The 18,734-nt window shown below is 67.3% G+C and carries 18 protein-coding genes; 10 read left to right on the forward strand and 8 right to left on the reverse strand.

What is annotated here, in order from left to right; translation table 11 throughout:
* Positions 1-97: 97 nt before the first annotated feature.
* A complete protein-coding gene (locus GV792_RS11030; protein WP_163823953.1) occupies positions 98-1,789 on the reverse strand; it encodes a 3-ketosteroid-delta-1-dehydrogenase in 1,692 nt (563 codons plus the stop codon).
* Positions 1,786-2,775 carry an alpha/beta hydrolase gene (locus tag GV792_RS11035; RefSeq protein WP_309138689.1) on the reverse strand — a complete coding sequence of 330 codons (990 nt, stop codon included), beginning with the start codon at positions 2,773-2,775 and terminating at the stop codon, positions 1,786-1,788. The genes GV792_RS11030 and GV792_RS11035 overlap by 4 nt, the downstream gene beginning before the upstream one ends.
* A 259-nt stretch (positions 2,776-3,034) precedes the next feature.
* On the opposite strand from GV792_RS11035, the gene GV792_RS11040 reads away from it, so the two are divergent.
* Positions 3,035-3,922, forward strand: coding sequence for an SDR family NAD(P)-dependent oxidoreductase (locus tag GV792_RS11040; RefSeq protein WP_163823954.1), 888 nt, complete (start codon positions 3,035-3,037; stop codon positions 3,920-3,922).
* A 148-nt stretch (positions 3,923-4,070) separates the two neighbouring features.
* A complete protein-coding gene (locus tag GV792_RS11045; protein WP_163823955.1) occupies positions 4,071-4,682 on the forward strand; it encodes a class I SAM-dependent methyltransferase in 612 nt (203 codons plus the stop codon).
* Positions 4,683-4,768: 86 nt separating this feature from the next.
* On the opposite strand, the gene GV792_RS11050 is transcribed toward GV792_RS11045, so the two are convergent.
* Positions 4,769-4,951, reverse strand: a complete 183-nt coding sequence (locus GV792_RS11050) for a hypothetical protein (protein ID WP_163823956.1) — start codon at positions 4,949-4,951, stop codon at positions 4,769-4,771.
* Between the two features lie 522 nt (positions 4,952-5,473).
* On the opposite strand from GV792_RS11050, the gene GV792_RS11055 reads away from it, so the two are divergent.
* Positions 5,474-6,697, forward strand: coding sequence for an oxygenase MpaB family protein (locus GV792_RS11055; protein WP_163823957.1), 1,224 nt, complete (start codon positions 5,474-5,476; stop codon positions 6,695-6,697).
* A 130-nt stretch (positions 6,698-6,827) separates the two neighbouring features.
* Positions 6,828-7,178 (forward strand): hypothetical protein, encoded by a 351-nt coding sequence (locus GV792_RS11060; protein WP_163823958.1) that lies wholly within the window; start codon positions 6,828-6,830, stop codon positions 7,176-7,178.
* Between the two features lie 54 nt (positions 7,179-7,232).
* Here GV792_RS11060 and GV792_RS11065 read toward each other — a convergent pair whose 3' ends face one another.
* The 3 genes from GV792_RS11065 to GV792_RS11075 form a co-directional block, all read right to left on the reverse strand.
* Positions 7,233-8,444, reverse strand: coding sequence for a Dyp-type peroxidase (locus GV792_RS11065; protein ID WP_163823959.1), 1,212 nt, complete (start codon positions 8,442-8,444; stop codon positions 7,233-7,235).
* Positions 8,437-8,919: a copper chaperone PCu(A)C gene (locus GV792_RS11070; protein WP_163824009.1), complete on the reverse strand. Its 483-nt coding sequence runs from the start codon at positions 8,917-8,919 to the stop codon at positions 8,437-8,439. Before GV792_RS11070 ends, GV792_RS11065 begins: the two co-directional genes overlap by 8 nt.
* Before the next feature lie 343 nt (positions 8,920-9,262).
* On the reverse strand, positions 9,263-9,799 hold the full coding sequence (locus GV792_RS11075) for a hypothetical protein (protein ID WP_309138688.1): 537 nt from the start codon (positions 9,797-9,799) through the stop codon (positions 9,263-9,265).
* A gap of 160 nt (positions 9,800-9,959) precedes the next feature.
* Here GV792_RS11075 and GV792_RS11080 point away from each other — a divergent pair, with 160 nt between their 5' ends.
* The 4 genes from GV792_RS11080 (at position 9,960) to GV792_RS11095 (ending at position 14,048) form a co-directional block, all read left to right on the forward strand.
* Positions 9,960-10,235, forward strand: a complete 276-nt coding sequence (locus GV792_RS11080; protein WP_163823960.1) for a hypothetical protein — start codon at positions 9,960-9,962, stop codon at positions 10,233-10,235.
* An 86-nt stretch (positions 10,236-10,321) separates the two neighbouring features.
* Positions 10,322-11,005, forward strand: coding sequence for a response regulator transcription factor (locus GV792_RS11085; RefSeq protein WP_175583192.1), 684 nt, complete (start codon positions 10,322-10,324; stop codon positions 11,003-11,005).
* Between the two features lie 131 nt (positions 11,006-11,136).
* Positions 11,137-12,069 (forward strand): HAMP domain-containing sensor histidine kinase, encoded by a 933-nt coding sequence (locus GV792_RS11090; protein ID WP_375154461.1) that lies wholly within the window; start codon positions 11,137-11,139, stop codon positions 12,067-12,069.
* Between the two features lie 389 nt (positions 12,070-12,458).
* The gene (locus tag GV792_RS11095; protein WP_256668329.1) at positions 12,459-14,048 is read left to right on the forward strand and encodes a DUF4153 domain-containing protein; all 1,590 of its coding nucleotides are present in this window, start codon (positions 12,459-12,461) and stop codon (positions 14,046-14,048) included.
* 8 nt (positions 14,049-14,056) lie between these two features.
* Here GV792_RS11095 and GV792_RS11100 read toward each other — a convergent pair whose 3' ends face one another.
* Together GV792_RS11100 and GV792_RS11105 are read right to left on the reverse strand one after the other, a co-directional pair.
* Positions 14,057-14,824, reverse strand: a complete 768-nt coding sequence (locus GV792_RS11100; RefSeq protein WP_163823961.1) for an SDR family NAD(P)-dependent oxidoreductase — start codon at positions 14,822-14,824, stop codon at positions 14,057-14,059.
* A gap of 31 nt (positions 14,825-14,855) precedes the next feature.
* The gene (locus GV792_RS11105) at positions 14,856-15,746 is read right to left on the reverse strand and encodes a LysR family transcriptional regulator (RefSeq protein ID WP_163824014.1); all 891 of its coding nucleotides are present in this window, start codon (positions 15,744-15,746) and stop codon (positions 14,856-14,858) included.
* An 85-nt stretch (positions 15,747-15,831) separates the two neighbouring features.
* Here GV792_RS11105 and GV792_RS11110 point away from each other — a divergent pair, with 85 nt between their 5' ends.
* Both GV792_RS11110 and abc-f read left to right on the forward strand, forming a co-directional pair.
* Entirely contained in the window at positions 15,832-16,857 is a 1,026-nt protein-coding gene (locus tag GV792_RS11110; protein WP_163823962.1) for a bile acid:sodium symporter family protein, read from the forward strand.
* 204 nt (positions 16,858-17,061) lie between these two features.
* Positions 17,062-18,714, forward strand: a complete 1,653-nt coding sequence (gene abc-f / locus GV792_RS11115) for a ribosomal protection-like ABC-F family protein (RefSeq protein ID WP_218581192.1) — start codon at positions 17,062-17,064, stop codon at positions 18,712-18,714.
* Positions 18,715-18,734: the final 20 nt, after the last annotated feature.

Here is an 18,734-nt window from a genome sequence, read left to right on the forward strand (position 1 = left end):
CTCCCGCCGCCGTGGCGGCATGTCAGGACACTGCGAGGCCGGCCCGACGTCGATTCGTTTCCGAAGACGTGGGCCGGCCTCCTCCGGTCGTGCCCGATCAGGAGCGCGCGGCGGCGTCCCGTGCGGCGATGTAGCCGTAGACGAGCCCCTGGCCGATCGTCGCGCCTGCGCCCGGATAAGTGCGGCCGAACGCGTTGGCCGCGGTATTGCCGATGGCGTAGAGGCCATCGATGACGCTGCCGTCCTCGCGCAGCACCCTGGCCCGCTCGTCGGCCCGCACACCGCCGCAGGTGCCGAGGTCACTCAGCGTCATCCGCACCGCGTAGAGCGATCCCTGGTCGACCGGACGCAGGTTGGGGTTCGGCGCGATCGTCGGATCGCCGTAATAGCGGTCGTAGGCGCTCTGCCCGCGCCGGAACTCGCTGTCGGTGCCCGCGGCGGCGTCGTCGTTGAACCGGCGCAGCGTATCGGTGAACGCATCGGCGGGGACGCCGATCTTTTCGGCCAGCTCGGCCGGGTCGGTGGCGCGGTGGGCGATCCCGGCCTCGTACCACGACTTCGGCAGTGGCTGACGGGGAAACAGGCCCGCCGCGAAGATGTAGCTGTTGCGGTACTTCTGATCGAAGACGATCCACATCGATTCGACGGGGTCACCGTTGCGTTCGCGGTCGAGAATCCGCTGGCCGAACGACATGTAATCGGTCGACTCGTTGATGAAGCGCCGGCCGGTGTTGTCGACGATGAACGACCCTGGCAGCGAACGCTCGGCCAACATGACGACCGGCGCGGCTCCGGGAAGCGGCGCCACCGCGGGGAACCACCAGGACTGATCCATCAGATCGATCGCCGCACCGGTGTCCTGTGCCAGCCGAATCGCGTCGCCGGTGTTGCCTTCGGCGCCGAGGCTCTCGTGATCACGCAGCTGCGGGGACTGGAACTTGTGGCGCATGGCCATGTCGTGGTCGAAGCCACCCGCGGCGAGTACCACGCCGCGACGGGCGGTGACCGTCACCTCGCGCCCGCCCTGTGCGACGACCGCCCCCGTGACCCGATTCCCCGTGGTGGACAGGCGAACCAGCTCGGTCTCGGTCCACACCGGAATACCGGCACGCACCACACCGGCGTACAGACCCGCTGCCAGCGCCTGGCCGCCGGCCACATATTCACGGCGCAGCGCCAGGCCGCCGATCCCCTGGGCGAGGCGCTTGATGATGCGGGAAATGCCTTTGCGGGGCACCCGCGCCATCAGGTTCATCCATTTGTAGTCGGCACCGGTGGTCGGCATGGGAACCGGTGCCTCCATCAGTCCGGGACGCAGCCGGGCGCGGTCGCTGCCGAGCGACGACACATTGAACGGCTTGCACTCGCAGGTGCGCCCGATGGCCGATCCGCCCGGCAGTTCGGGGTGGTAGTCCGAATATCCCTCGGCCCAGAAGAACTTCATCGGCGTCGCGCGTTCGAGCATGTCGACTGTCGCATCGCTGTTTTCGACGAAGGCATGGCCGCGTTCGGCGGGCGCGGAATCACCGACGACTGCGCGCACGTAGGTTTCGGCGCGCTCCCGGGTATCCCCGGTGCCTGCTTTGCGCAGAACAGGGTTGGCGGGCAGCCAGAAGGCGCCACCCGAACGGGCGGTCGAACCGCCCACGTACTCGGTCTTCTCGATGATCAGTGTCGAGAGCCCCAGCTCGTGCGCGGTCAGGGCGGCCGCCATTCCGGTGCCGGACCCGATCACCAGGAGATCGACAGTGAGTTCGTGTGCTGCCGCGGGTGCCGGCGCTTTTTTCATCGGTGTACTCCTTCACCTGGGCCGGCCATCGGCGCCAGTAGTTCACGCAACATGTCCCAAATCTCTTGCCGGGCGGCTGTGGTGGGCGTCAGATCGGCGAATGTCAGAAAGCCGTGAAACAACCCGTCGTAGCGGCGATGTCGCACCGGCACCCCCGCGGCCGCCAACTCGTGCGCGTATGTGTCGCCCGATGAGCACGGCGGGTCGAGTTCTGCGGTGATCACCACGGCCGGTGGCAGGCCCGCCAGCGATGGCGCTCGTGTCGGTACGAGCCGCGGGTCATCCGTGCCGTTGGGGGCGTATTGCTGCCAGTACCAGCGCATCGCGGCGGCGGTGTTGTAGTACCCGCTGCCGTACCGGCGATACGACTCCGTCTCGAAGTCGTCATCGATCACCGGATACAGCAGGACCTGACCCGACAGCGCCGGGCCGCCGCGCTCCCTGGCGGCGATGGCGACCGTTGCCGCGAGGTTCCCGCCTGCGCTGTCACCGGCGACGGCGATGCGGGTGGGGTCGCCGCCGAATTCCGCGGCATGCGCCGCCGCCCATTCGAGCGCGGCGTACATATCGTCGTGGGCCGCCGGTCCCTGATGTTCGGGAGCGAGGCGGTAGTCCACCGAGACGACCACCGCTCCGACACCCTCGGCCATCGACCGGCAGAATTCGTCATGGGTGTCCAGGTCGCAGAACACGAAGCCGCCACCATGGGCGAACACGACGACCGGCAGCGCCTGATCGTCGCGATGCGGCCGATAGATCCGCAGGTCGAGCCGACCGCCCGGCCCGTCGATGCCGATATCGCGCGCCTGCTGCATATCGGGGAGTTTCGTCAGCGGCCCGCGACGGCCGCGTATCGCTTGCCGCAGCTGCGGGGCCTGCATGGTCGTCACATCGGGGAATCCGGCATCGAGTGCGGCCAGCAGCGCCGCCACCTCGGGGTCGAGTACCGGTGCAGCTGCGTGTTTCGGAACAGCATTGGCGTCCACGGGCGCGGCCTCCTGCGATCGGTGTGGTCTGTGACACTCGAGCTCGAGCTCGGCGCCACAGTAAGTCGCCTGCCTGCCACCGACAGCCGGTGTTCCCGAACAGTGGACATCTGGCGTCCGCCGGGCGCCGAAACCTCAGAGTGCAACCTTGCGTAGATGCCTCGTGCCTGATGTCCCGCTCACCGAACCGCGTTCTCGGCAGCTGGGCCGCGAACCGGTTGGCTGGTCCACAGATCGACCGAAAGGATGTGAGGTGCCCATGGGTGGATCGCTCGACGGCAAGGTCGCGCTGGTCACCGGAAGCAGCCGGGGCATCGGCCGCGCGATCGCGCAGCGCCTGGCGTCCGAGGGCGCCATGGTGGTGGTGACCGCGCGGTCGGTCGAACCGTCGGCGTCGACTCGTTTCGGGATGAGCGAAACCATTCCCGGCACGGTCGCCGAGACGGTCGCGTTGATCGAGGCCGCGGGCGGCAGGGCCATCGCCATTCCCGCGGACCTGACTGATCAGCACGCACGCGATGGGCTCGTCGATGCCGTCGTCCGAGAAACCGGTGGGATCGACATCCTTGTCAACAACGCCGGTTTCGCCGATTACGCGCGAGTGGACGAGATGTCGATGGATACCTTCGACCGGACGATCGACCATTATCTGCGAATCCCGTTCGCGCTGTCCCGAGCCGCGATTCCGCATCTGCGGGTGCGGGGCGCGGGCTGGATCGTCAACATCGGTTCGGTCACCGGGGTGAGCCCGGTTCGCCCGTTCCGCGACTACAACAAGTCCGGTGGGGATGTCGTTTATGCGGCTACCAAGGCCGCACTGCATCGATTCACCCAGGGTCTGGCCGCCGAGCTGCTCGACGACGATATCGCTGTCAACGCGGTCGGGCCGTCGACGGCGATCATGACCGCGGGTGCCGCTGGTCTGATGCCGGACGGATACGAGACCGAACCCGTCGAATACCTGGCCGAGACAGTTCTGGCCATGTGCCAGCGGCCTGCGGCCGAACGCACCGGTCTGGTGGCATTCAGCCTGCACTTCCCCTGGCATCACGAGCTTCCGGTGTTCAGCCTCGACGGCACCGAGCTGCTGCCCCGCCGACGGCCGCCGGAGTGGGCGAATCCCCATGTGAGCGCGACCGGACTCTGACTCCGCAGACCGCTCGGCCTGGCCGATCGGCGCGTGTCGAAGCCGTGGTTGGCTGCCGATTGCGTCGCTCGGTTGTAGCGCTGACGTCGGTACCGGCAGTACGCGATACGGTGACAGCGTCCGCAAGTGCATCGACAAGGAGCCGATCGTGAGTGAACGTGTCCCGAGCCAGTGGGAGGAGATCACCGCGGCGGATCCGGCGCATTCGGCCTGGTATGTGGAGCGGTTCCGCGGACTGGCGGCGCAGGGACAGGACATCGTGGGGGAGGCGCGGCTGATCGACGCGATGATCGGCCGGGGTTCGCGAGTGCTCGACGCGGGATGCGGGCCGGGGCGGATCGGCGGATATCTGCACGAGGCCGGTCATGTGGTCGTCGGGGTGGATGTGGACCCGGTGCTGATCGCGGCGGCGGAACAGGACCATCCCGGACCGACCTGGCTGGTCGGTGACCTGGCCGAACTCGACCTGCCCGCGCGCAACGTCGAGGCAGACTTCGACGTGATCGTGTGCGCGGGCAATGTGATGACCTTCCTCGCGCCCTCCACCCGACAGCAGGTGCTCACGCGATACGCGCACCACCTCGCACCGACCGGGCGGGCCGTTATCGGATTCGGTGCCGACCGCGGATACGAGTTCGAGCAGTTCTTCACCGACGCCTCGGCAGGCGGCCTTGCCGTTGACCTACGGCTGTCGACCTGGGACCTGCGCCCGTTCACCGATGACTCCGACTTCCTGGTGGCCGTGTTCACCCGAGCCTGAACGCCCGACATTATTCATGGTTGTTCGGCATTGAAGTGCAACGCAATTCGGTGGCATCGAGCCGGCCGTGCAGGCCCTGGAGATAATTACGACGGATCCGGGTATTCGAGTGCAGCCGAGCACATTTTGCGCGCCACACTGCCGTCCGAGCTGGGCTGACGTCCCTGCAGGAACCGATGCCCGAGCAGGGCATTCTCACGCGAATCAGGACCGTTCATGTCGAGTCCGCGTGCAGGTGGCTCGGTGAATCCGGCCGTGAAAGCTGACATCTGTGTAATTTATGTTCAGCTGGAAACTAATTTGCTGACGCAATATGAGTTCAACTCGAGTTCATCTGAAGTTGTGTCACGTTAAGATCGATAAATGATCACGTTCAGATAACGGCACTACCAATGTTGGCGGCGGTGCAAAAGCGTCGCAATATTCACGCACAAGGGCAGGAGTGACAATGGGTTCAGTGGATTTGGGGAGCCTCGGCGACCTTCTGGGTGCATTCGGTGACATCTTCAGTGGCCTCGGCGGGCTTTCGAGCTTCTCTGCCGAATAAGTAGGTAGGCCACCACCTTCGACAGCCCGCCGGATGCGATCCGGCGGGCTGTCGGCTTATGGCGCTCATCCGTCGTCACGGCCTGGTGGCGCGGGCGATCGGCGTCGCGGGCCTCGGTATTTGGTAGGGCCCCTTGCCAAAGTTGTCAGTCTGGTAGAGACTCTTGCCAGAATGCTGGCAGCGGGGCGTGGATCGATCGCGCAGTGCCGGCGCGACCCATGCCTACTCAAAGGAGAGTGCGCCCATGGATACGACCATCCCGAGTCGGCACCCGGATTCACCGCGGGCTGTGCCCGGCCCAGGGCTGGGGATGCTCGCGCGAGCACTCGGTGTGCGCCCGCCGACAGCGGCGCAGTTTCGCGAGCTGGGTGAGGCGTTGAGTGTCGGTGACCGGCCGATGGACGAGCTGGTGGACTGGATGTACCGCGAAGGTATGGCGACCACTCGGCCGCTGTTCGAGCGAGCTCTGCGCGAAGGGATCGAGACGGTGCCGGAGGCGGCCGGACCGTTGCGTGCGTTCTTCGAGGCCGTCGAAAACGTTCCGGACTGGGTGGACTGGGGCAAGATCCGGCATGCCGAGCGCGTTTTCAGCAGCGGTGGCCGCGACGGCCTCTACGTTGCGCGTGATATGTCCTTCCTGGGTGGGTACTTGGCCTCGGGCTTCAACAAAACCCTCCTTCGCACAGGTGCTTTGGAAAAGGGGCCGGCCAAGCGGTTCGCTGAAACGACCCAATGGGCCATGGACGTGACCTCCACCGGTGGCATGCGGCCACTAGGGAGTGGCTACCAGTCGACTGTGCATGTGCGGATGATCCACTCGATGGTCCGTCGTCATGTGGTCGCCCTTCCGGATTGGCGTGGCGACGAGTGGGGATTGCCGATCAATCAGACCGATATGGCGGCCACCTTGGTCGGTGCGTTGATCGCCCCCATGGTGGGGGCGATCGGCATGGGGCAACTGTTCACCCCGCGTGACGCCGAGGCCGCGGCGCACTTCACCCGTTATGTCGGCTGGGTGATGGGAGTGGAGGAACGCTTCCTGCCCAACAGCTTTCGTGACAGCGTCCGGATTCTTTATCACACGCTGACCGCGATCACGAACCCTGACGAGACCTCACCGCAGCTGGCCCTTCCTATGCGCGACGAGCCATTGGGCTGGCATTACCGGCACCTGACCGGACTGCGCAGGCGCATCGCGCGTTCACAGCATCTATCGATCGCGACCATGTTTCTCGGGTCCGCCGCAATGCGGAAGCTGGGTCTGCCACCCAAGGTTGTGCCCTGGTATCCCATGCTGCGAATACCGGTGAACCTCGGTCGGTCGATCTGGGCCAGGGTCGTCCCCGGCCGATTCGATCGAGCCGCCGCGCGGGGTCGCGCGGCGCAGGTGGCATTCATTCGCACCTTGACAGGCAACGAGACCGCCGTGATCGGCGACTCCGCCCAGCACCTCGGGAAGGCCGCCTGACCCGCTGCGTTGTCGATTCCACGTTCGCTCGTCGTGCCCAGGATGGGCGGGCAACACCCGAGAGGGCTGGGTCCGGCGAAAATACGACTTGTTGTAGTAGTCGGTGTCGCGATCGACTAGCGTTGGCGGGATGGACCTGATCTACAACGTCGTAGTCGTCACTCATCTGCTCGGAATGGCTGCGGTGGTGGGCGGATATGCGGCCTCGCAGCCCGTGGTGTCGGAGCTGATGGTGTGGGGTGCGCGCCTGCAGCTGATCACCGGAATCATCCTGGTCGGGTTGGCCGAGTCGATCGACTCGCTGGACAAGGATCTGAATATGGTCAAGATCGGCGTCAAACTGGCCATCTCGGTCCTGGTCGCGGCCTTCGCGGAGATGAGCCGCGCCGATGCCAAGCGGGGCAAGGCCGTTCCGTGGATGACCCACGCGGCGGGTGGGCTGGCGATCGTCAATGTGTTGATCGCCGCGCTCTGGACCTGATGTCGTCGTCGCGAGTTCTCGGTGCCGGGATGGCCGGCACCGAGAACTGTGCGGTCAGGACTCGAACAGGCTCTGGCCGATGTACCCGCCCGGCGTCCGGACCCCGGGTGGGATGACGAAGACCGCCGAACCCACCGGGATCGTCCACACATTCAGTGCGTCGAACTCCGCCAGCCGCTGCTGCACCGGCAGGAACTGGGTCGTCACATCGCGCTGGTAGGCGGTGAACAATAGACCGGAGTTGGAGGTCTCGCCCGGGCGCGGAGGATCGTCGTAGTTGTAACCGCGCCTCAGGAAACGCTCACCGTCATGGGTGTGATGGGCGCGCGCGATATGTGACGAGGGTGGGATCACCGGAATTCCGTTGGCATCGACGGCCGTGAAATCCGGCTCGTCGAACTCGGAACTTCCGGTCAGCGGCGCGCCGTTGGACACTCGCCGACCGACGGTGAGTTCCCTACCGTCGGGATCGATTTCGTCCCAGCTGTCCAGCGCCATCGCGATCCGCCGCAACACCAGCGACGTCCCGCCCGCGAGCCAGGGCTGTGCGGCACCGTCGTCCCACACCAGCCGATCGAAATCCGGTGTGCCCGCAGCGAGGTTCACCGTGCCGTCGACCTGGCCCATCAGATTGCGCGGGGTCGTGCCGGGTGCGGCATCGCGGAATCCACGCTGGACCCAGCGCACCGACACCAGCGACGTCACGCTCTTGCACAGCACCCGCACCGCATGTGACACCGCTGTCGACTCCTCGGCGCAGATCTGCAGTAGCAGATCGCCATCCCCGTAGGCGGGCTCGAGCCGGTCTATGGCGAACGGCGGCAAAGGCTGCAACCAGTCCGGACGTCGCCCGGCCAATCCGGCCACCTCGAACACCCGCGGCCCGAACCCGACGGTGACGGTGAGCCGCGACGGACGGTGTGCGAGCTCCGGTTCGGTATCGCCCAGTGCCGGACGACCGGCGGTCAGCCGTGCCGCGTCCTCGGTCCAGATCTTCAGGATGCCGACGATGTCGTCACGATCGGTATCCGGCCGAAGATCCAGCGCAACGAACGCGGCGTGTGCGGGTGGCGCCGTAGCGATGCCGGACTGATGTTCGCCGTAGAACGGTTCGACCGCGGCCGCCACCGGTTCGGTGTGGTCGCGGCTGCTGGAGAACGCGGCCGCCCCGAGGCCGAGACCGGCGACACCCGCGGCGGCGGCACCGCCACCGAGCAGGCGCCGCCGGTTCAGCCGCGCGGAGCGGGCGCGGACCGGATCAGCCACCGTGCGCCGGCGCCGCGGCGCCGTCCCCGTGATCGCCGCCGGGCTCGTAATTCTCCTGGTTGCCGGGGAAGTCACGCACCTGCGCGGTGAACGTGGTGGTCGAGCCGTCGTCGAAGGTGAGGGTGACCGGGGCTTCCGAGCCGGTCCGCAGCGGACCGTTCAACCCCATGAACATGATGTGATTACCGCCGGGCTCCAGGTCGAGCTCGCCGTTGGCCGGAATGGCGAACCCGCCGGGCTTCGGGCGCATGACCTTGACGCCGTCATCGCCGGTCACCACCTCGTGGAGTTCGACGGTGGCCGAGGCCGGACTGGCCGCCGACACCACGGTGACCGTCCGGTCGCTGCCATTGTGCAGCTGCCCGAACGCTGCCGACATGCCGCTGTCGGCAGCCTTGGCCCACTGCTCGGAAATCGTGACCGCGGCCGCCGAATCGGTGGGCGCGGCGGCGTCATCGGAGCAGCCGAGCACCATCAGGGGTGCGGCGGCGACCAGGACGGTGGCGGCGGTGCGGCGTATGCGTGAGCGTACCGGGGGTGCCGAAATACGGTGGAACACGGGATCTCCCTGGGGGATTGATGTCTGGTTGGTGAGGTCGGCGGTAGCTCCCGGACCCGATCCGCGCCGTCGCGCAGGAACCGATGGCCTCCACGGTATTTCGGGACGCACGCCCGAAATCATGTGGCGCAGCCGAGGGCGGAGGCCGGCCGGCGTACCGGCGAGGCCTCGGCGCCGCGGACTCCGAGAGTGCGCATCGGCAATCCGCCCACACGCGAGTCGATTCCGCGGTGCGCAGCGAGCGCAATGATCAGGGGAGCTACCAGGCCGAAGCCGGTGGCCCCCGGGTCCCGGCACCCGAAGTGAGCAGCGGCCGCGGTGGAATCAGCGGGTCCGCGCTGGTGGCAAGAGATCGTGGAGCCCACGGCGGCGGGGCTGCGAGCGCGGTACACAGCGCAGCCACCGCGCGGTGCACACTCGACACTGCCCGCCGCGCAGCCTGTTCGGCACCGTGGATCAAGACGGCGCCGACGGGAATGGCGAGCAGGTGTGCGACCAGCATGATGGCTGCCGACCCCGAGCCATGATGGTGGCCGGGCGCTGCGGTCAGGGCGAGGTGGCCGATGGCTTGCCCGGCGGTCAGCAGCAGCATCACCTGGGCCGAACCGGGCCGGACGGGCAGCGCGCGGGCAACCATGCCGATGAGCGCACACGCGCCGAGCAGCAACGTCACCGACGGGGACCCCGGTGTGACCACACCACCGCCGAGCGCGTGGGCGGCGATGCTCACCGCGCCGGAGGCAGAGCCGACGAACGCGCCCCGCAAGGAGGCGGCAGCCGACCCGGAAGAACGCACCCACTCATACTACGGCCGGTCGTAGCCCTTCCGCTGCCCGGTGCGTGCCACGATCAGCTCTTGACGCCGGGGCCGCACACGCTGGATACTTCGGTCGCGATAGCTGTCAGGTATCAATTGCTTCACTATCAGACGAGAATTCGTTATCGGAGTGGGCATCATGGTCCTTCACGCAGTCCACGAGTTCGTCGCCCAAGTAGCGGATCCCACGCCACAGGCGCCGCCGATCTCCGCGCAGATCGATGAACTCGTTCGCTATTTCACCTGGTTCGTCCTGCTGTCGGGCGTTCTCGGCATCACGGTCGCGGGTGGACGTTTCGCCTGGGAGAAGTGGAACAACGGGTCGCTGGCCTCACCGAAGATGGTCGTCGGCGGCATGCTCGGCGGCGTCGTCGCCACCAGCGCGGGCACGCTGATGAACTCCCTGATCGGCTGAACCCATCATGGGCTCGCCGTAGCGTTCACCGAATCTCCACAATTGGCCCCGGATCTCTCCACAGCCGCTGGCTAATGTAACCCCGCATGGAGCAGAGTGCGGCGCGCAGGATTCTGGTGGTCGACGATGAGATCACCATCGCCGAGTCGATCGGGGCCCGGCTGCGTGCGGAGGGGTTCGAGGTGGAACTCGCGCACGATGGCCCCGCTGCCGTCGTCGCCACCGACGCCGGTCGACCCGACCTGGTCGTGCTCGACGTGATGCTGCCCGGTTTCGACGGGCTAGAGGTCTGCCGACGCATCCAGGCCACTCGGCCGGTACCGGTCCTGATGCTGACCGCTCGCACCGAGGAGACCGATCAGCTGGTCGGGCTCGGTGTCGGTGCCGACGACTACCTCACCAAACCGTTCTCGATGCGCATTCTCACCGCCCGCGTGCACGCACTGTTGCGGCGGGCGGAGCGGTCCGCCGACCAGGACGGCGCCGCCCTCCTGGTCGGTGATCTGCGCATCGACCTGGACGAGCGGCGGGTATGGCGGGCAGGTGTCGAAACCCAGCTCACACCGCTCGAGTTCGACCTGCTGGCCCGGCTGGCGCGGCGACCGCGGGCAGTGCTCGCCCGGGAACGTCTGCTGGAAGAGGTATGGGATTGGGCTGATGCGGCAGGAAGTCGCGCGGTCGACAGCCACATCAAAGCCTTGCGGCGCAAGCTTGGCGCCGACCTCATCCGCACCGTGCACGGTGTCGGCTATGCCCTGGAAGCCCGATGAGTGCGTCATCGAAGGCACCGGAGCCCGCCACCGTTGCGCGACGATTGCGGCAGGCGACGACCTGGGTGTCCGACACGCTGCCGCGTCCGCTGGATCCGGTGCGCTCGATCAAGCTCAAACTGGCGATCCTGATGCTCGGCGCGGCGGGTGTCGCGTTCGGGTACTTCCGATGGCAGATCGGCTGGCTGCCACCGCTCACCACCCTTGCCGCCACCGCGATCGCGTTGGTCACCTCGCAATTCCTGGCGCACGGCATCACCCGGCCACTGCGGGAGATGACCGCGGCGGCCAAGGGGATGGCCCACGGTGATTACAGCAAGCGGGTGCGGGCGAGTTCGCGCGATGAGGTCGGTGAGCTGGCCGAGGCGTTCAACCAGATGGCGGCAGATCTGTCCGCCGCCGACCGGCAGCGTCGCGAGCTGATCGCCAATGTCTCTCATGAACTGCGCACACCCGTGACGGCGCTCAACGCGTTGCTGGAGAACCTGGTCGACGGTGTCTCCGAACCCGATCCACGGACACTGCGCACGGCGCTGGCCCAGACCGAACGACTCGGCCTGCTCGTCACCGAACTGCTGGATCTGTCCAGTATCGAAGCCGGCGCGATTCCGCTGGATCGCGAGCGGTTCCCGATCGAGCCGCTGCTGACCGAAGTGGTGGCCGAAGCCGAGGTCACGGCCGCCGCCCTCGGCCGCGGTGTGCGGTTCCGTACCGACGTGCATCCCGGTGCGGTGCCGGTGTTCGCCGACCGCGCACGCCTGCATCAAGTGCTGCTCAATCTGCTCGACAATGCCGCCCGACACGGTCCGGCCGGTGGTGAGGTGTGTATCGAGGTCAGCGGCGAACAGGACCGCGTCGTCATCGACGTCGGCGACGACGGTCCCGGCATCCCGGCTGCCGAACGCGCCCACATCTTCGACCGATTCACGCGCGGCGGCCGTACCGACGGCGGCGGCACCGGCCTCGGCCTCGCCATCGCCCGCTGGGTCGTCGACCTGCACGGCGGCACTATCGCCGTCACCGATCCCGGCTCCCGTATCCGAGTGGTCCTGCCCGGCCACTGATCCGTACCGACCACCACCCCGGACCGACCCGGTCCCGGGGCCATCCCGCACACCCGCAGAAGGGGACACCCATGCCCACAGAACCCGATTCGGAATCGTCGGACCAGCCGGCACCGGAGGCGTCGAACGAGAAAGCGACGGCGGCCGACAGCTCCGCGGTGATCGCCGGCCCTGTGACGGAGAAGTCGGAGGTCCCTGCGGTGCGGGTCTCCGGCGCGGGCCGACCGGTAGGTGAGTCGGTGGCCGCGACGTCGTCGACCACGGAGGGCGCAGGTCCCACGTCGGTGTGGGCCGACCCCAGCACTCGGGCTCACCCTGCGCCACCGCCGGCTGGTGTCCTGATCACACCACCACCGAGTTCCCGCCCGCCGACAACTCCTATGCCACAGATGGCCGCGCCGAAACCGCCGCCGAAGTGGCGCAGGGTCGCCCAGCCCGTGGGATTGATTCCCGCAGCGGCCATCTCGGGTGTGGCCGCCGCCATCTTGATCCCCACCGATCGGCCCGGCGTCGGCTGGCTTCTCGCCGCAGGTGTCGTCGTAGCGGCGATCGTGACGGTCATCCACCGCTCGCAGCGGAAACCGATAGGCAACGCCGCTCGGGTGAACAGCGCTGCACCTGCCAGTCGTGCTGAGGCCAAGGCATCGGCCGATGGGGCGTCCGCTGCGCGTCCGGCCCCGCCCACTGACGGGACCAGCGCATCCGATGCGGGTTCAGCGACGCCCGATATGGCATCGGCTTCCGTGGCGGCGTCAGCGCTCCGTGGCTGGGGGAGCGGTCGTATCTGGTGGACGGTGTTGGCGTTGGCGCTGGTGTCGGTGGGTACATTCCGGGCCGCCGGGTGGTTGTTCGTGCTGTGTGTTGTGGCGGCAGCGGCCGCTGGGTCCCTGGCGGCGGTGGGGCCGCGGTCGGTGTTCGGGTTGCGGTACGACCTCTTCGCGGTGCCGGTCGAGGCGGTGCGAAGCCTGCCGTGGGTCTATGCGGGTGCGCGACACGTGCAAGGACCGGTGCGGGCGCGTGGGGTGCGGGTGGCCGGGTCGGTGGTGGCCACGGTGTTGTTGCTCGCGGTGTTCGTTCCGCTGCTCGGTAGTGCGGATGCGACGTTCGCCCGGTTGGTCGAGAGTCTCGTGCCGACCATCGATTCCGCGGCTGTATCACAGTGGATCCTGATGTTCGTTCTCGCTGGGCTCGGCACCGTCGGCGCGTTGTATGTGATCGCCGGACCGCCCCGCCGAGCTGCCTCCGATGCACCCGACACCGGCCGGCATCTGCGTCGCACCGAATGGGCGCTACCGGTAGCCGCGCTGACCGCACTGTTCGCGGTCTTCGTGACCGTGCAGTTCGTCGCCTTGTTCGGTGGTGACGGCTACGTTCAGCGCACCGCGGGCCTCACCTATGCCGAATACGCGCGCAGCGGCTTCTGGCAGCTGTCGACCGTTACCATCCTCACCCTTGCGGTGATCGCGGTCGTACTGCGCTGGGCCGCACGGGATTCAGCGCAGGATCGACTGTGGCTGCGAATCTTGCTGTCCGCGGTCACGGTGCTGTCGCTGATCATCGTGGCCTCGGCGATCGGTCGGATGTGGACCTACCAGCAGGCCTACGGGTTCACCGTGCTGCGGGTGCTGGTGCTGACGTGCGAGCTGTGGATCGGGTCGGTCTATCTGCTGGTCCTGCTCGCGGTGCTACGGCTGCGGTACCGGAGGCTCGGCCGTGCGGCCGTTGGCACCGCGATGATGACGCTGTTCGCGCTCGCGATCCTGGATCCGGAACGTCTTGTCGCGGACAAGAACATCGACCGCTGGCAGGCCGGGCACGAACTCGACGCCGAGTACCTGAGCGGCCTGTCCACCGACATTCTGCCCGCCACCGATCGGTTGCCGGCAGGCCTGCGGGCTTCCATCGCCGACCCCCTCCGTGACCGGGTGCCCGCCGACACCTGGCGCAGCTGGAACCTGTCGCGATCGGCCGCCCGATGACGGGCGGTTCAGCCGCCCACCCGTGGTACGAGCAGGCCGTCGAGCAGGTTCGGAAACCAGCGGTAGGCGGCGATCATGGCACGGCTGTAGCGCGGAACGACGATGTACTGCCTATTGCGACGCATACCGCGCATGATGGCGCAGGCCGCGCGGTCCGGGCTGATGACGTCGACGGGTGTGCGTGCCAGCGCCGTGGCGGCGGTCGTCGTCGCCGATCGTGACGACATCGCACCGGGGATCGCGACACTGATCCGCACCCCGGTGCCCGCCGCCTCGGCCCGCAACGACGTCGTCAACCCGACCACCGCATGCTGTGTCATCGCATACGCCACCGATCGGGCCGTCGGGATCATCCCGGCCACCGACGCGGTGTTGACGATGTGCCCGAAACCTTGCGCCCGCATCAGGGCGTATCCGTGCCGGGTGCCGTGCACGACGCCCCACATGTTGACGTCGACGAGATCGCGCCACTGCTGCGGGCTCAATTCGTCGAACCCGCCGTCGACGCGGACATCGGCGTTGTTGAACAGATAGTCGATCCGTCCGAGGTCGGCAACGGTGCCGGTGAGCAGGCGCCGGACCCGGTCGTCGTCGGCGACATCGACCACCTGCGTATACCGGGTGGCGCCGTCCAAGCCGCGCGACAGCTCGCGCAGGCGGGCGGCGTCACCATCGGCGGCGACCACGCACACGCCGGCCGTCACCAGCCGCCGGCACAGCGCCGCACCGATCCGCGACGTCGCGCCGGTGACCACCGCCACTTTCTCGACACCCACCGACACAACTAAACATCGTTGTTTTACATCGTCAAATCTGGTGCCGGAACGGCGTGCCCGCATCTCTGCGCGGAAACCGCAGGCGGTCGATGTTCTCCACGATCGCGCGGGTGAGCGCCCGCTCGGGTGCGGAGGCGGCACGGCGAGCGGTGCTGATCAGCACGAACTCGGTGGTGCCCGGACTCGGCAGGCCGTGCACCGGGTAGAGGTCGGCGGGCAGCAGGCTCTCGCTGTGTACGGCGAATCCGAGCCCAGCAAGGACGGCCGCGCGTAAGCCGAGCTGACCCTTGGTGGTGCAGGCGATCCGATGGGTCAGCCCGGCGCGGTCGAGCGTGCTGAGCGCGGCGTCGCGGGTCAGGCTCGGTGGCAGGTAAGTGACCACCGGGATCGGTTCGCCGGGTGCGGGAGCGGTCGCGCCGGAAGGCCCCACCCACACCAGACGATCGGTGAAGACCATCCTTCCGTGCTGTTCGCCGGGCCTGCGTTTGACGAAAGCGAGGTCGAGATGATTACGCCGCAGCCTGGCGTGCACTTCTTCGCTGAGCCCGACCGACATGTCCAGATCGACACGCGGATAGTCACGGCGGAAGTCACGCAGTATCTCCGGCAGGGTCTCGGCGACCAGGTCTTCGGAGACGCCGAACCGGATGCGCCCGGTGACGGTCTCGCCCCCGAAGTACTGTGCCGCCCGGCTCTGTGCGTCCAGGATCTCGCGGGCGAACCCGAGCATGGCCGCACCGTCGGAGGTGAGAGTGACCGAATGGGTGTCGCGCAGGAACAGCTCACGGCCGAGTTCGCGCTCGAGCTTGGCCACGTGCCCGCTGACGGTGGGCTGGCGCAGTCCGAGCTGACGTGCGGCAGCGGAGAAACCGCCGTGCTGGTCGACCGCCACGAAACTGCGCAGCAGCACCGGATCGAACACGCCCACCTCGCTATCGTGATTCGTAATAGCTGATATAGCACCTATCGTATTCCTCGATGGCACGCTCCGGCCTAATGTTCCTCTAATGCGTTTCCTGAGCAGGTTCTCGATCGATGGTTTCGTCCTCGCGATCTTCGCGATGGTCGGCGTCGCGACGATCGTCCCGGCCTCGGGGACCGGTGTGGTAATCCTCGACTGGGCCACCAAGGCCGCCATCGCGGCGTTGTTCTTCATCTACGGTGCGCGCCTGTCGCCCGCGCAGGCCTGGCAGGGCGTCACACACTGGCGGCTGCACACGGTGATCCTGGCGACCACGTTCGTTGTGTTTCCGTTGCTCGGGCTGGCCTTGTGGGTGCTGGTGCCCGGTGTGCTGTCGGAGGAGCTCTACGCGGGTGTGCTGTTCCTGTGTCTGGTGCCATCGACGGTGCAGTCGTCGATCGCGTTCACCTCCATGGCGCGTGGCAATGTCGGCGCAGCGATCGTCAGCGCGTCGTTCTCCAATCTGCTCGGCGTCTTCCTGACGCCGCTGCTGGTGGTAGCACTGATGCACACCACAGGGGAGGCGCATATCGATGCCGGTGCCGCGGTGGCGATCGTGGGTCAACTGCTGGTGCCGTTCCTGCTCGGTCAGCTCGCCCGCCCGTGGATCGGCGGGTGGCTCACCCGGCACGCGCAGCCGGTGAAGCTGGTCGACCGCGGATCCATCCTGCTCGTCGTCTACGCCGCATTCAGTGCGGGTATGCGTGCGGACATCTGGAGCCAGGTCGGCGGCGGCGACATTCTTGTGCTGGTTGCGGTGTCGGCGGTGCTGTTCGCCGTGGTGGCGGGCACGACGACGTGGGCGGGCAAGCTGTTCGGGTTCCCGCGCGAGGACCGGATCGTCATCCTGTTCGCCGGATCGAAGAAGAGCCTCGCCTCCGGTCTGCCCATGGCGGCCGTGCTGTTCGGCGGCACCGATGTCGGCCTGATGGTGTTGCCGCTCATGCTGTTCCATCAACTGCAGCTGATCGCGTGTGCCGTCATCGCGCAGCGGCTGGGGCGGCAGGCCGAGGCACTGGAGGAAGCGCAGGCAGACGCGACGCCGGCAACGGTCGTTCACAACCGTCATTGACAGCCATGGGATTCGGACGCTAAGTTGGGCGACCTCATGGGTACTTTGTTGATCCTCCTGTAATCCGCTCCGCACGCGTCGAGCGCCGCTCGGATTTCGAGCCGGCTCCGCCTGCGGTCTCCCGCGCATCCTCGGTGTCGATCCGATGTTCCTTTATGCGCGGGTCCGGTTACACGGTCTCTCGGCCGGGACAGGAGGACAAACTTGCGTACTGCTGCTGCTCAACTCACCCTCACCGACATCACCAAACGCTACAGCGACCGTATGGTGCTCGATCGGGCGTCGCTGACGATCCGGCCGGGCGAAATCGTCGGCATCGTCGGGGACAACGGCTCCGGCAAATCGACCCTGCTGCGGTTGATCGCCGGACATGAGGTCCCCGACAACGGAGACATCACCGTGCACATGCCAGGAGGTATCGGCTACCTGCCACAAGCACTGGACCTACCGGATTCGGCTACCGCCCGCGATGCCATCGACGCGGCGCTGGCCGATATCCGCGCCCTCGAGGCGCAGCTACGGGCGGTCGAAATCGCGCTGGCCGCACCGGGATCGACTCAGGACATGCTCGACCACTACGCCGAACTCATCCAACGATTCGAGCTGCGTGGCGGTTATGACGCCGATCGGCGCGTCGACATCGGCCTCGCCGGACTCGGTCTGCCCGACCTGGACCGCGACCGGGCCCTCGCTACGTTGTCCGGCGGCGAACGATCTCGGTTGGCGCTGGCGGCGACGCTGGCCGCCGCACCGGAACTGCTGCTGCTCGACGAGCCGACCAACGATCTGGACGAACGCGCCGTGGCATGGCTGGAACAACGCCTGCTGGCCCATCGCGGCACGGTCGTGGCGGTGACCCACGACCGGGTCTTCCTTGAACGCATCACCACGACCATCGTTGAGGTCGATTCCGGTGCTGTGGCCCGCTTCGGCGACGGATACGCGGGTTACCTGGCGGCGAAAGCGGCCCAGCGCAGACGATGGGAGGCCGACTTCCTGCACTGGCGCACCGAACTGGCGCGGAGCCGGGCACTCGCCGAATCGAATGTCGTTCGGCTGGAAGCTATTCCCCGGAAGCTACCGCTCGCGGTGTTCGCGGCCGGCCCGTTCCGTGCCCGGGGCCGCGACCACGGTGCGAGATCCCGGATCCGCAATGCCAAGGAGCGGGTGGCCAGGTTGACGGAGAACCCGGTGGCCGAACCGCCGGATCCGTTGCGATTCACCGCGCAGCTCGGCCGCGTCACCGAGCTGGACAGCCCGGTCGCGACTCTGACCGATGTCGTGGTACCGCGACGTTTCCAGGTGGACGAGCTATCGATCGCCGACGGGGAGCGTGTGCTGATCACCGGGCCCAACGGTGCGGGCAAGACCACCCTGTTACGGCTGCTCGCAGGTGAACTGGACGCGCCAACCGGTGTGGTGCGCGTCCGCGGGCAGGTGGGATTGCTGCGCCAACAGCACACCCGGTGGCCGGTGGAGTCGACGGTCCTGCATGCCTATGCGGCCCGGCGTTCGGTGCACGTCGATGATGCGTCAGCAGAACTACTGGGTACAGGTCTGTTCCATCCGGCGGACCTGACCCGAGGTGTCGGCGAGCTGTCCTTCGGCCAACGCCGCCGCCTCGATCTGGCCAGGCTGATTGCCGACCCGATCGACTTGTTGCTGCTCGACGAACCCACCAACCATCTGGCGCCCGCTCTGGTGGAGGAGCTCGAGGAGGCACTCGATGGTTACCCGGGTGCGCTGATGGTGGTCACCCACGACCGCGGTATGCGATCCCGGTTCCGAGGCACCCACCTGGAACTCGCTGCGGGACAGGTGGTGTCCCGCAGCCAGGCCGATTCCTCGGTGCCGTGACCGGCACGGTCGCTCCCGGC

This window comes from Nocardia cyriacigeorgica (assembly GCF_010868145.1).
Classification (GTDB): Bacteria; Actinomycetota; Actinomycetes; order Mycobacteriales; family Mycobacteriaceae; genus Nocardia; species Nocardia cyriacigeorgica_D.